Consider the following 13259-nt stretch of genomic DNA (forward strand, 5'->3'; position numbering starts at 1 on the left):
TTTCTTTCATGTTTCCTCCAGTTCGATGCCGGCCGAAGCCAGCGTAGCGCGATCTTACAAGAGCCGGGGCCGCGCTCACAAGCCAGCCAAAAAGCCCCGTCTCTCGTGGAAAACGCCTGGTTGACAGGCTTGCTTCGGCCCGTCTTTCGTGTGCTTTTATGCTCTTTTCGTGGTTCTTCCGGGATGCTTCCTTGCGGCTGTCTCCTTCTTCCAGTGGCAGTTTTTCTGCTCCGGCGCGGCTTGACTCCGGCGGCTTCGCCCGATTGCAGTCTTTTGAGGCCTTTTGCCTGCTGTTGCGCGGCAACCGCTGCCCGTCGCTGTCCGCGTCGAGCAGCAAGCGCTGCGCCAGCCCCAGCCGTGCGCGGCAAAACATGCGAGAAGATCGACTCGTCAGACCTTAACGCATCGTTATGTCATGCGCTCTCACGCTCGCACCAGTCGCGCCACATCAGCCGGTAAGCCGCTTCAAGGTTGTGGGCGAAGCGCTTCGCATCCATCAGCGGCGAGCCCTGCATGCGCGTGCGCAGGCCCGCCCGCAGCGCAGCGAGGCGCGGCAGGTCGCGTGCGAGCGCGACGACAACGCTCGCAAATTGCGCGTCGCTGCGCGTGACAAGCTCGGGCAAGCCGAGATTGGCGAGCAGCGACAGCCCCGCGCGGCTGGCCGCCGAGCGGCCGACGCGCGTGGGCACCGGCACGCCCATCCAGAAGGCATCGAGGCTCGTGGTGTGGCCGTTGTAGGGAAAGGTGTCGAGCGCGATGTCGATCTGCGACCAGGTGCGCAAATAGTCCTCGCGCGGCTGGAATCCCACGAAGCGCACGCGCTCGGCAGCGATGCCGTGCAGCGCAAGCCGCTCGAGGATGCGCTCGCGTGCGCCACCGGATGGCGCCATCAGCACGAGTCGTGAGTCGGGCAGCGCCGCGAACACTCGCGACCACAGCGCGAAGGTGGCGTCGGTGAGCTTGCAGGGATTGTTCAGACAGCCGAAGGTGATATGGCCCGCGCACAGCGCCGGGAGTGGATTCACGTCTTGCGGCGCTTCGAGCGGCGCGTAGCACCAGAAGCTATCGGGCAAGCGCACCGACCGCTCGGTGTACTGCGCGTCGATGCCCGCCACGCCAACGGGATCGAGCCACGGATCGGTCATCCGCCAGCCGATTGCGGGCGTGCCCGTCGTGCCCGGATAGGCGAGCCACGCAATCTGCACTGGCGCCGGGCGGCGCGCGAACACGGCGCGACGCGCATGAGCCATGTGCATGGTCAGGTCGACGAGGATGTCGATGCGGTCATCGCGGATCTGCTGCGCGAGACGCGCATCGTCGTAGTCGCGCACGTCGCGCCAGAGATCAACCATCGAGGCGAGGCGCGCCGTGATCTCGTCGGGCTGTGCGCTCGAATAGCAGGCGATCTCGCAGGCCGCGTGGTCGTGCTGCGCAAACACCGGCAGCGTGAAGAGCGACTGGCAATGATTGCGGAAGTCGGGCGAGACATAGCCGATGCGCAACCGGCGCGACGGATCGCGCACGTTCGCGTGAAGCGCCGGCGCGGCGAGAGACGGCGCGTCGTGGCGCGCCGCGTAACGCTCGGCTTCCGCGCGTATCGCCATGCCGTCGTCGGTGGCGAACATCGTGGCATAGACGAGGTTCGCGTGTGCGCCTTCGTTGCCCGCGTCGCAGGCCAGCGCGCGCCGGTAGGCGTCGAGCGCGGCCTCGATATTGCCCGCGGCCTTGAGCGCATTGCCGGAGTTGCTCCACGCATCGGCGAAATCCGGGCGTAGTTCGATCGCTCGCGCGAACGCGCGCTGCGCTTCGTCGGGATCGCCCAGTTCGACGAATACGTTGCCGTAGTTGTTCCACGCCGGCGCGTTGTCCGGGGCGAGCGTGAGTGCACGCTCGAGCATGGCCTTCGCCTCGTCGATACGCCCCACGTTGCGCAGCAGGATGCCGAGATTGGTGAGGACATCGACGGAATCCGGCGCGAGCGTGTGCGCATGTTCCAGCAGGGACTGGGCTTCGGGTTTGCGATTGCCCGCGATCAGCACGTTGGCGAGGTTGTTCCAGGCGTTGACGTGCTGAGGATCGAGCTCGATCGCGCGACGCAGCGCGGCTTCGGCGCGCGCGAGATCGCCAAGCGTGAAAAGCAGGCTGCCCAGGTTGTAGTGCGCCACGCCATATTCGGGCTCCAGCAGCACGACACGCTCCAGCAGCGCGGCAGCGTGCGCGCGCTCGCCGCGCGCGTCGTGGAGATTGGCGAGATTGTTGAGCGCGTGCGTGAAATCGGGCTTCAGTTCGAGCGCGCGATTGAGCGCGGCGATGGCGAGGTCATTTTCCGCATCGCGGTTATAGGTGAGCGCAAGGTTGACGAGGAACTGAGCCTCCTCGCGCAGTGCGATTGCACGCCCGATCAACGTACGAGCGGCGAGCTTGTCGCGGTCGAGTTCGAGAATGCCGGCCAGATGCAAGATATCGGCGTTGGGCGGACCCGCTTCGAGCAGTTGCGCGCAGCGCGAGCGCGCCTCGTCATAGGCGCCGGCTCGCCAGGCGGCGAGCGCATCCGCAAAGGTGAGCGGCGCGGGTTGGGCGGCGGATTCGGGAGCGGGAGGAAACGTCATGAGAGCGGCCTGCATCGCAAGACAAACGCAACGCGATCAGGCGAACGGGAAAAGATAACTTTCGATTATCGGCACCGTCTCATTTGTCCAACCTTGACTCTCATCAAGCACTAGCCGTCGGACGAAAAAAAACCGCGTGGCCCGGAAATCCGGAACCGCGCGGTTTGCATGACGGCAAGCGCTTCAGCAAGCCGTCCGCATTCAGAGCGAAAGACGCTGGCAGATCGCCTGGGTCGCACCCGCTGCGTTGAGCGTGTAGAAGTGCAGGCCCGGCGCGCCCGCATCGACGAGGCGGCGGCACAGGTCCGACACCACATCGAGACCGAACGCGCGAATCGACTCGCGGTCGTCGCCGAAGCTTTCCAGACGCTTCGCGACCCAGCGCGGCACTTCGGCGCCGCACATTTCCGAGAAGCGCATGAGCTGCGAGTAGTTCGTGATCGGCATGATGCCGGGCACGATGGGGATGTCGACGCCGAGCTTGTGCGCATCTTCGACGAAGCGGAAATACGCATCCGCGTTGAAGAAGTATTGCGTGATCGCCGAATCGGCACCCGCCTTCACCTTCTGCGCGAACGCTTCGAGGTCGTGACGCGGCGAGCGCGCCTGCGGGTGGTACTCGGGATAGCCGGCCACTTCGATGTGGAACGCGTCGCCGGTTTCCTCGCGGATAAAGGCGACGAGATCCGACGCGTAGCGCAGCTCGCCCATCTCGCCCATGCCCGAGGGCAGGTCGCCGCGTAGCGCCACGATGTGACGGATGCCGTGCGAACGGTACTGGCGCAGGATCTCGCGCAGACCGTCGCGGGTCGCGCCGATGCACGACAGGTGCGGCGCCGCATCGACGCCTTCCTTGGCGATTTCGACGACGGTGTCGAGCGTGCCCTGCTGCGTCGAGCCGCCCGCGCCAAAGGTCACCGACACGAAGCGCGGCTTGTGCAGGAGCAACTGCGCGCGCGTGGCGCGCAGCTTCTCGACGCCTTCCGCGGTCTTCGGCGGGAAGAATTCGAATGAGAGTTCGATCGGTTTCATGATCGCTTCTTTGAAAAGCTGGCCGAAGCGCGCGGCTTCGGCCATGCGAGCGTCAGCCGAGGCTGCGGTTGCCGAAGATCAGCGCGGACAACAGCCACGAGACGATGCTGTAGAGGATCGAGCCAAAGAACGCCGACCAGAAGCCCGACACCTCGAAGCCCTTGAGCAGCGATGCGGCCAGCCAGAAGCACAGCGCGTTCACCACGAGGATGAACAGGCCGAGCGTGAGGATGGTCACGGGCAGCGTGAGGACGATGAGCACCGGGCGCAGCACGGCGTTGATGAGCCCGAGCACGAGCGCGACGATGAGCGCGGTGCCGAAGCTGCGCACGTGGATCGACGGTACGAGCCACGTGATGATCAGCAGCGCGAGCGCATTGACAAGCCAGGTGAGCAGTACGGTCATGGGTAATTCCTCTTGCTTCGTTCGTTGTTGTGCGGAGCGCCCGCGCACGTTAAAAATAGCGCGCGGGCGTTCGCCAAGCATCAGGCTAGTCGCTTAAAAGTGGCTTAAAAAATCGGACCACCTTGTAACGCATGTGTGTCGCGCTGTAACAGCGGCCTGGCTTAGTAACGGTAGTGGTTCGGCTTGAACGGACCGTTCTTGTCGACGCCGATGTACGAAGCCTGCTCGTCGGACAGCACCGAGAGATTCGCGCCGATGCGAGCCAGGTGCAGACGTGCGACCTTTTCGTCGAGGTGCTTCGGCAGCACGTAGACCTTGTTCTCGTACTTGCTGCCTTCGACGAACAGTTCGATCTGCGCGAGCGTCTGGTTCGTGAACGAGTTCGACATCACGAACGACGGGTGGCCCGTTGCGCAGCCCAGGTTCACGAGGCGGCCTTCAGCCAGCAGGATCACGCGCTTGCCGTCCGGGAAGATGATGTGGTCGACTTGCGGCTTGATGTTGTCCCACTGGTACTGGCGCGTGGAAGCGACGTCGATTTCCGAGTCGAAGTGGCCGATGTTGCAGACGATTGCGTTGTGGCGCATCGCCTTCATGTGATCGTGGCCGATCACGTGGAAGTTGCCGGTTGCCGTCACGAAGATGTCGGCCTTGTCGGCAGCGTATTCCATCGTCACGACGCGGTAGCCTTCCATCGCGGCCTGCAGTGCGCAGATCGGATCGATTTCCGTGACCCACACGGTTGCGCCCAGACCACGCAGCGATTGCGCGCAGCCCTTGCCCACGTCGCCGTAACCTGCGACGACCGCGATCTTGCCCGCGATCATCACGTCGGTGGCGCGCTTGATGCCGTCGACGAGCGACTCGCGGCAGCCGTACAGATTGTCGAACTTCGACTTCGTGACCGAGTCGTTGACGTTGATGGCCGGGAACGGCAGACGGCCTTCCTTCTCCATCTGGTACAGGCGGTGCACGCCCGTGGTGGTTTCTTCGGTCACGCCCTTGATGTGCGCGAGACGCGTCGAGTACCACGTCGGGTCGATGTCGAGGTGCTTTTCGATCGACTTGTAGAGCGCGACTTCCTCTTCGTTGGTCGGCTTGGCGATGACCGAGCGGTCCTTTTCAGCCTTCGAACCGAGGATCAGCAGCAGGGTCGCATCGCCGCCGTCGTCGAGAATCATGTTGGCGAATTCGCCGTTCGGCCATTCGAAGATGCGGTGCGAGAATTCCCAGTATTCGTCGAGCGATTCGCCCTTGAATGCGAACACCGGCGTGCCGCCAGCCGCGATCGCAGCGGCAGCGTGGTCTTGCGTCGAGAAGATGTTGCACGAGGCCCAGCGCACGTCCGCGCCGAGCGCCGTCAGCGTTTCGATCAGCACGCCCGTCTGGATGGTCATGTGCAGGGAACCTGCGATGCGCGCGCCCTTGAGCGGCTGCTGCGCCTTGTACTCTTCGCGGGTTTGCACGAGGCCCGGCATTTCGGTTTCGGCGATATCGAGTTCCTTGCGGCCCCAGGCGGCAAGCGACATATCGGCGACGATGAAATCGTTGGCTTGATCTTGCGGAATTGCGGCGTTCATCACGCCCTCCTTTCTAAAAGTGACTAGAAATTAAAGACGTGAGCGCCGTTTTTCAGTGCGATTGCTTCGGCGAAGTTTCGGCGAAGTCAACCGGATTGAGCACCTTCGAGCCTGGCGGATTGGAGAAAATCCGTCGCAACGCTCCTCGAAGGCGAGGCGTGATTGTAGCAAAACGCGATGACAGCCGCGCGGCGGCTTGAATGCAGCGCCGCCGAAGGCCTCTCGCTCAGGCCGGGCTATCGTTCAGGCTCACCGCGCGTAACTGGCGCAGCGTGGCGCGCGCCATCTCGAGGTAGGCGCGCGAACTGAGCAGGGTTTCGGCCGCCGCGACGGGGTCGGCTTGTGCGAACCCCATCTGGACCGAGAGAAATTGCTCCGCGTGTATCCCGGGGTGATGGAACACGCGCACGCGCTTCGCGTCCGAAAGGCGCCGCTGCGCGAACAGGTCGCTGAGCACCCATGAAAGCGCGCCGTCTTCGCCGCCATAGCGCCGGAAGGCATCGTCCATCGGAAAACCGCCCAGCGCGAGAAACACGCTGCGCCGCATCACGAGGCTGCTCGACACCGTATTGCTCAGCACGGCAGCGTGGCGGGCGAAGTCGGGATGAGTGGCAATCTGCGCAGGAAATCCGGCGAATTCGATATCGAGACGAACCGCAGCCTCAAGCGGATGCTGCTCCAGATGCGCCTGCGCGATCGCCAGCGCATCGGGCAGGTATTCGCTATTGGCGTCGAGAAAGGCAACGAGCGGATTGTTCGCGTGCAGCACGCCCCAGTTGCGCGCACGCGCGACGCCGCCGATGCGTGCGGTCTGCAACAAGCGGATGCGCTCGTCCTGCATGGCCCACGTCCGCACGACGGACGCCGACGCATCGGTCGAGCCGTCGTCGACGACGAGAATTTGCGTGGCTTCGCGTTGTGAGCGACAGCTTTGCAGCGCGCGCGCAATCGTGGCGGCGCCATTGAAACAGGGGATGATGACCGAGATGGGAGACATGAATCGCGATGCGAGTGAGCCGGACTGGCCGGTCGCGCTTCAATGCTCGCGACCGGGAGCGGCGATCATAGATGCGTCGCGAAATGCCTGAAGGCGGGTTTGGGCCCTGTGATACGGCCCAAACGCGCAAATCGTATTCGTTCTAGTCCGCACGCGAACGCGGCGGCGTCCGGCGAGCCTCAAACGGGCAGGAAACCCAGTGCCGGCGCGAGCAGCACCATCACCACGCCCGCGATCATCATCGTGAGGCTGGCGACCACGCCTTCTTCGCTGCCCAGTTCGCGCGCCTTCGCGGTGCCCACGCCGTGAGCCGCCGCACCGAACAGCGCGCCACGCGCGAGCCGCGTGCGCAGCGGCACGAGGCCGAGCACCAGTTCGCCGAACAACATGCCGCAGACGCCGGTGGCGATCACGAACAGCGCGGTGAGGTCGCGCGGCGCGTGGATCTTGTCGGAGACGGCGAGCGCGAACGGCGTCGAGATCGAGCGCGTCATCAGGCTGCGTTGCAGATCCGGCGACAGATGCAGCAGCTTGGCCAGCGTGAGCGAGCCGCCCACTGCGACCACGATGCCGACCGTCACGCCGACCGCCAGCGAGATCCAGTGGCGCTTGAGCAGGTCGCGGTATTCGTAGATCGGCACGGCGAAAGCCACCGTGGCCGGGCCGAGCAGCCACATCAGCCAGCGCGTGTCCTGAAAGTAGACCGGATAGGGAATGTGCAGCAGCAGCACGATCGCGGCGAGCACCGCGGGCACCGCCACGAGCGGCGTGAGCCACGGCGAACGAAAGCGCGCATAGAGCACCTTCGAGGCGAAATAGAGCGCGACCGTGAGGATGAAGCAGCCGGCGGCGATCAGCCGCGAGGCATCGTCGGCGAACAGGGACGCGTAGAACGTGTTCATGACCGAATCACCCTTGAAGTACGTTGGTTACCGTGACGCGCGCCGCTCAGGCGCGCGCCAGATGGCGGGCATGCATCACGCGGCGCAGCGCGAGACGGCGTTCGAGCCGCGCGGCCTGCTCGACCGCGAAGGCTACGGCCACCATTACCATCAGCGTGCCGCCCACCACCACCAGCGCGAGGCGCCAGCCGTCGGCGCGAAACAGGCCACCGTATTGCACGGCCGCCACGGCGGCCGGAATGAAGAACAGCAGCATGTCGGAGAGCAGCCAGTCCGCGCCCGCCTTGACCCAGCGCGGCGCGACGCCACCCGAGAACAGCAGCGCGAGCAGCAGCACGAGGCCCACCACGCCGCCCGGCACCGGCAGATGCGCGGCGCGCGCGAGCGCATCGGCCACGAACCAGACACCGGCGAGCAAGGCCGACTGCGCCGCGATCCGGCCAGCACGCGCCATCACGCCCTTTTGCGGGACCGGTGCGGAGGTGTTCGGAGCGGTCATGGCAAACCCTAAGTGACAGTGGAATGGAACTCAGTATAGGGTGCACCGCAGCATAAATATAATGACTTGTAATCATCGACTTCATTCCATAATGGAATGCGCGAGCGCCGGCGAAAACGCCGCGTCCCGCGAGGAAAACGAGGAGGCACGACCGTGGAATTGCGCGCGCTACGCTATTTCATCGAGGTGGTCCGGCAGCAGAGTTTCACCGCCGCCGCCGAAGCGCTGCACGTGACGCAGCCCACCATCAGCAAGATGGTGAAGGCACTGGAAGACGAGACCGGCACCCCGCTCTTGCTGCGCGACGCGCGCCAGATGGTGCTCACCGACGCCGGGCGCATCGTCTACCAGCGCGGCCAGGACGTGCTCGCCGCGCAGGCGCAGCTACAGGCCGAGCTGGCCGATCTCGGCACACTCGGGCGCGGCGAAATCACCATCGGCATCCCGCCGATGGGCGGCTCGCTTTTCACGCCCGCCATCGCCGCGTTCCGTCAGCGCTACCCGAAGATCGAACTCAAGCTGTTCGAACAGGGCTCGCGCGCGATCGAGGCCGCGCTGATTGCCGGCGAACTGGAACTGGGCGGCGTGCTGTTGCCGGTCGATCCGGAGCAGATCGACGTGCTGCCGATCTCGCACGAGGTGCTGTGGCTGGTCGCACCACGCGGCTCGCGCTGGGACGGCGCAGCGAGCGTGCCGCTCGCGGATCTCGCGCCGGAGCCGTTCGTGTTCTACGGCGAAAGCCTCGCGCTCAACGACGTCGTGCTCAACGCCTGCCGCGCCGCGGGCTTTACGCCGCAGATCGTGGGCCGCAGCGGGCACTGGGATTTGATGGCGGCACTCGTGCTCGCAGGCGTAGGCATTGCGCTGCTGCCCGCGCCCTATGTTCGGCGGCTCGATGCGGCGCGCTTCACCTGCCTGCCGGTTGCCGATCCGCCGATCGTCTGGGACATGGCGATCGGCTGGAAGCGCAATGGCTATCTCTCGCACGCGGCGCGCGCGTGGCTCGCGGTGGCGCGCGAGGAATACGGCAAGCCGTCGACCTTCCTCGACGACTTCGTGCGCCCGCCTGGGCTTGAGAAACCGGCCGACGAAGCTCAAAAACCCGCGCGATAAAAAAGCCGCCCGGCTTGCACCGGGCGGCTTCTCTCACTTCTCACGCGCCAACAGTCTGCGCGCTTACTGCTTCGCGGCGAACGCGATGCGGCGGTTGTGGAAACGCCCGCCTGCCGTGTCGTTGCTGTCGACCGGGTTGGCATCGCCGTAACCTGCGGCGCTGAGCGTCGAGGCGCTCACGCCCTGCGTCACCAGATAGGTCAGCACGGCCTGCGCACGGCGCTTCGAAATCGTGAGATTGGCCGTCTTGTCGCCCACGTTATCGGAATAGCCTGCCACTTCCAGGCGCACCGGCTTGCCTTGCTTCGCACACGCCTTGAGCACCTTGGCCGACTGGCGCAGATCGTCGCCAGCGGATGCCGGGATCGTCACGCTGCCCGTCGCGAAGTTCACGACCTGCAGGTTGAGCACCTTCGCCACGTCGTCGGAAGCGCACGATGCGTCGGCGCCGAACAGGCCCTTCACGGCGTCGCGGAACGATTGCGTGGCATCGGCCACGGCCTTCTGCACATTGAACACGCCGATGTCGAAGCCCGAGCCGAACAGCGCCTTGAGCTTGTCGAGCCAGCCGAGCTTCGCGTCGGCGGCCGTGCCGCTCAGTTCGACGTGCGAGCCGTCGATCTTCACTTCCGCGCCGGGCAGCGCCATCAGCGGCAGCAGGCCGTCGAGATGCGCGAGCCATGCAGCGGGCTTCGTGGCCGGATCGACCGTCACGTTGGCGTTGAACTTGCCTGCGCCGAACTTCTTCGTGAGTGCGTCGATCAATTGCGCCTTCTCGGCGTCCGAGCCCACGGTTGCGGTGAGTGTCGGCACACCGGCCTTATCGACCGTGAACGACAGATGCGCGTCCTGCGTAGGCACCGGAGCGGGCGCAGCATCGCTCGCCGACGACGCGGCGCTCGCGGCCGATGCACCCGACGCATCCGCAGCGGAAGCCGCAGGTGCCGATGCCGCAGCCGGCGCGCTGGCGTCAGACGCCGCGACGACGGCCGGTGCGCTCGCAGCCGATGCCGGCGTAGCCGCCGACGTGTCCTGCGCGCTGTCGTCGCGCTGGCACGAGCGCAGCGCGAAGAACGCGAGAATCAGCGCGATGGCGGCCAGCAGCCACCAGAGCCACGAATGCTTGCGTTTCTCGTGCACGATCGGCGGCGTCGACGTGCCGACGGTTTGCGGCGGCGCGGCGGCGGGTACCGGGCGCGCGACCGGCTGCGGATGTTCGAGATGCGCCGACACATCCTTCAGACGCGTGAGAATCGTGCCCGCGAAAGCCGCGGCCGTGCCGAGTCCTACAGCATGGGCGAGACGATCCGTCAGACTTGCATTGACCGACGAGAGTTGATGGCCAAGCAGCGTAGGCAGATGACCGACAAGACCTTGGGAAGCCGTGAAATGCTGCTTCAGAATCCCCATCAGCACCGCGCCGACCACGCCCGTCAGCGAGAACGCCGTCGATTGTGCCGCGCCGGTTTGCGCGGCGACTGCGTCCGAGAGCGCGCCCACGTTCACGCCAGCGGCGCGCTGGATCAAGTCGCGGCCCGTGCTTTCGAGCTGGCTCAGGCCCGTCGTGCTCGAGAGCAGGTCGGGCAGTTGCTTGCCGATCAGCGCATTCACGTCCGGCGACATGATGGTGGAGAACAGGCCACGCGCGCCTTCGGCGGTGCTGCCGCGGTGCATGACAGCGGCGACGATCGCCGGTGCGGCGGCGCCCGTGACCTTGCGCGCGAGATCCGGCGTGAGACCGAAACGCCCGGCCAGGGTGCGGACCACGTCATCGCTCATGACGGTGTCCAGCAGTTGAAAGACATTGATGCTCATCGAGTCGGTTCCTCCCGTTCGCGGACGCGCCAACTGACACGCCCAAGGTGCCGCGCGATTATAGGGAGTCCGAAATCTCGAAAATACGGGCGTCGCTCGTGCCGCACACTCTTTGACGAAAACCCCGTAAAAAAGCCATGTTTTCGTCAATGTGACGTTAAAAACGGGGCGCGAGGCGCCCCGTTTTCATGTGCTGCCCACGCATCAAAACAAGAAGAGAAAGAAGCGTTAAGAGAAATAGAAATCGACCGTCAGACAATCACTTTTTCGTCATGGGTCGCGTGACCGGGACGCCGCGTTTCGACGATGAAGTCCGCTGCGCGCTCGCCGATCATCACTGTCGGCGCATTGGTATTGCCGCCGATCAAGGTCGGCATGACCGAGGCATCGGCGATACGCAGATGGGTGACGCCACGCACACGCAATTGCGCATCGACGACCGAGCGCGCATCGCCGCCCATGCGACAGGTGGCGACGGGGTGATAGATCGTGTCGGCGTGCGCCGCGATGGTCGCGCGCAGTTCCTCGTCGCTCTGACCCGCGTGCGTATATATCTCGCGGCCGCCCATTTGCGCGAGCGGCGCGGCGTCGAGAATGCGCCGCGCGAGGCGCGAGCCCTCCACCAGCAGATCGAGATCGCGCGGGTCCGAGAAAAAGCGCGGGTCGATCACGGGTGCTTCGCGCGCGTCGGCGCTCGCGAGCGTGACCGTGCCGCGGCTTGCCGGGCGCAGCACGCAAACATGCAGCGAGTAGCCGTGGCCCCAGTGCAGTTTGCGGCTGTGATCGTCGACGAGCGCCGTGCAGAAGTGCAGTTGCAGATCGGGCCGATCGAGCTCCGGACGGCTCTTCAGAAAACCGCCCGCCTCGGCCACATTGGTCGTGAACATGCCGCGCCGCCCACGCAGATAGCGCACGAGACCCGGCACCATCTTCGCCGCGCCGCGCAGCGAGTAACCCACGGTCTCGCTCGAATGCACGCGCTTGTTATAGGTGAAGTCGATATGGTCGATCAGGTTGCGGCCGACCTCGGGCGCATCGTGCAGCACGTCGATGCCGTGCTCGCGCAAGTGGCCGGCGGGACCGATGCCCGAACACATCAGCAATTGCGGCGAGTTGAACGCGCCGGCCGCGAGGATCACCTCGGCGCGCGCGTGCAGCGTTTCGATGCGGCCGCCGCGCGCGACCTCCACGCCGCTTGCGCGCGTGCCGTCGAAGGTCACGCGCAGCACCGTGGCATCGGCGATCAGGTGCAGATTCGCGCGCGGCTTGCCGTAGAGCCAGGCGCGCGCCACGGTGCAGCGCTCGCCGCCGCGCTGGGTGACCTGATAGAAACCCACGCCTTCCTGCTCGGCGCCGTTGAAGTCGTCGTTGGCGGGAAAGCCCGCCTCGCGCGCGGCGGCGACAAAACGCTGCGCCACCGGATTGCGCTCGACAAGATCGCTCACGCCAAGCGGCCCGCCCGCGCCATGCCATGCATTCGCGCCGCGCGTGTTGTCCTCGGCGCGCAGGAAGTACGGCAGCACGTCGCGGTACGCCCAGCCCTCGCAGCCCAGTTGCGCCCACTCGTCGTAGTCGAGGCGATGGCCGCGCGTGTAGATCATCGCGTTGATGGCGCTGGAGCCGCCAAAGCCGCGGCCGCGCGGCTGGTAGCCGCGCCGCCCCGCGAGGCCCGGCTGCGGCACGGTCTGGTAGGCGTAATTGTTCTTCGTGCGAAACGGCACGAGCGCGGCCACGCCCATCGGCATGTTGACGAAGAGATTGCGATCCGTGTGCGGCCCGGCCTCGATCAGTGCGATGCTCGCTTCCGGACAACGCTCGGCGAGTCGGCCCGCGAGCGACGCGCCGCCCGAACCGCCGCCTACGATGATGTAGTCGTATTGCTCCATGCCTGCTGTCTCCCAGTGTCGGGCGTTGCGCCTGGCGTCGGGATGAGGCACGCTAGATGCACGCTCGTTCGATTTCGCTGTATCGCGCAGTGTAGGAAGCGTCCGGAGCTTGTGTCAGCATTTATGTCAGAGCGCCCACTCTAATTCTGACGACCTTGCAACGGCCGATCGGCGGCTACCATGTGGGACGGTTCAGCCGACAGAGCTGACCGGTTCCGGCAAGCATCACAGGGAGCGCCGGAGCAGCCTCGTACCGGTTTCATGGGTTTCGCTTCGCGCGGCCGATGCGCCGGTACGTCACGCCACGGGCACCGATTCGCGCCCGCCACGCCGCCGTCTCCCTGCCAATAGAACAACGACGCATGGGCCGCGCGCGGCTTGCCGCGCCGCAGCAGGCACGCACGAGTGCATCGCAGCACG

At 65.6% G+C, this 13259-nt stretch carries 11 protein-coding genes and 1 riboswitch; of the genes, 1 reads left to right on the plus strand and 10 read right to left on the minus strand.

Going from position 1 to position 13259, the window contains the following annotated elements:
- The 8 genes from U5782_RS36455 to U5782_RS36490 all read right to left on the minus strand — a co-directional run.
- Window positions 1–337: hypothetical protein (locus U5782_RS36455; RefSeq protein ID WP_322048711.1), on the minus strand; the 337-nt coding region annotated here is incomplete at its 3' end.
- Window positions 338–413: 76 nt separating this feature from the next.
- Window positions 414–2609, minus strand: a complete 2196-nt coding sequence (locus tag U5782_RS36460; RefSeq protein ID WP_322048712.1) for a tetratricopeptide repeat protein — start codon at window positions 2607–2609, stop codon at window positions 414–416.
- A 201-nt stretch (window positions 2610–2810) separates the two neighbouring features.
- Window positions 2811–3641, minus strand: a complete 831-nt coding sequence (gene metF / locus U5782_RS36465; RefSeq protein ID WP_322048713.1) for a methylenetetrahydrofolate reductase [NAD(P)H] — start codon at window positions 3639–3641, stop codon at window positions 2811–2813.
- A 52-nt stretch (window positions 3642–3693) separates the two neighbouring features.
- Window positions 3694–4047 carry a phage holin family protein gene (locus U5782_RS36470; RefSeq protein WP_322048714.1) on the minus strand — a complete coding sequence of 118 codons (354 nt, stop codon included), beginning with the start codon at window positions 4045–4047 and terminating at the stop codon, window positions 3694–3696.
- A gap of 161 nt (window positions 4048–4208) precedes the next feature.
- Window positions 4209–5627 (minus strand): adenosylhomocysteinase, encoded by a 1419-nt coding sequence (ahcY, locus tag U5782_RS36475; RefSeq protein ID WP_322048715.1) that lies wholly within the window; start codon window positions 5625–5627, stop codon window positions 4209–4211.
- A gap of 33 nt (window positions 5628–5660) precedes the next feature.
- Window positions 5661–5780: riboswitch (S-adenosyl-L-homocysteine riboswitch) on the minus strand.
- Window positions 5781–5853: 73 nt separating this feature from the next.
- Window positions 5854–6624 (minus strand): glycosyltransferase family A protein, encoded by a 771-nt coding sequence (locus U5782_RS36480; protein WP_322048716.1) that lies wholly within the window; start codon window positions 6622–6624, stop codon window positions 5854–5856.
- Window positions 6625–6803: 179 nt separating this feature from the next.
- Window positions 6804–7526, minus strand: coding sequence for an LrgB family protein (locus U5782_RS36485; RefSeq protein ID WP_322048717.1), 723 nt, complete (start codon window positions 7524–7526; stop codon window positions 6804–6806).
- Between the two features lie 46 nt (window positions 7527–7572).
- Window positions 7573–8025, minus strand: coding sequence for a CidA/LrgA family protein (locus tag U5782_RS36490; protein ID WP_322048718.1), 453 nt, complete (start codon window positions 8023–8025; stop codon window positions 7573–7575).
- 153 nt (window positions 8026–8178) lie between these two features.
- Here U5782_RS36490 and U5782_RS36495 point away from each other — a divergent pair, with 153 nt between their 5' ends.
- On the plus strand, window positions 8179–9138 hold the full coding sequence (locus U5782_RS36495) for a LysR family transcriptional regulator (protein ID WP_322048719.1): 960 nt from the start codon (window positions 8179–8181) through the stop codon (window positions 9136–9138).
- A gap of 63 nt (window positions 9139–9201) precedes the next feature.
- Here the strand turns inward: U5782_RS36495 and U5782_RS36500 are convergent, their stop codons facing one another.
- Together U5782_RS36500 and U5782_RS36505 are read right to left on the minus strand one after the other, a co-directional pair.
- Complete coding sequence (locus U5782_RS36500; protein WP_322048720.1) at window positions 9202–10953, minus strand: OmpA family protein; 1752 nt, start codon at window positions 10951–10953, stop codon at window positions 9202–9204.
- Between the two features lie 251 nt (window positions 10954–11204).
- Window positions 11205–12839 carry a GMC family oxidoreductase gene (locus tag U5782_RS36505; RefSeq protein WP_322048721.1) on the minus strand — a complete coding sequence of 545 codons (1635 nt, stop codon included), beginning with the start codon at window positions 12837–12839 and terminating at the stop codon, window positions 11205–11207.
- Between the last annotated feature and the right edge of the window lie 420 nt (window positions 12840–13259).

It is taken from the genome of Paraburkholderia sp. J67, assembly GCF_905220265.1.
In the GTDB taxonomy this organism is placed as follows: Bacteria; Pseudomonadota; Gammaproteobacteria; order Burkholderiales; family Burkholderiaceae; genus Paraburkholderia.